This is a genomic window from Blautia sp. DFI.3.45 (genome assembly GCF_020593505.1).
Classification (GTDB): domain Bacteria; phylum Bacillota; class Clostridia; order Lachnospirales; family Lachnospiraceae; genus Blautia_A; species Blautia_A wexlerae.
In genome coordinates this window covers 1-208 of the sequence record NZ_JAJDMI010000275.1, presented here as the reverse complement: position 1 = coordinate 208, position 208 = coordinate 1, and the positions used below count along the sequence as shown (strand labels likewise).

Here is a 208-nt window from a genome sequence, read left to right as displayed (position 1 = left end):
CTGCAGTTATCACAGCATTTGCTGATAACGAAGTTGGCAAACTGATGGAGGACTTTATTCTTCAGGGTGGAGTAGATACATCTTTAATTAACTGGAAGAAGACAGACGGAATCGGACGTATCTGCAGAAATGGTATCAACTTTACAGAGCGTGGATTTGGTATCCGTGGTGCAGTAGGATGCTCTGACCGTGCGAATACAGCAATCGC

The 208-nt window shown here is 44.7% G+C and carries 1 pseudogene; it reads left to right on the top strand.

The window, feature by feature from the left end:
* Nucleotides 1-208: pseudogene (locus LJE09_RS17850) on the top strand (sugar kinase); the annotation flags it as partial.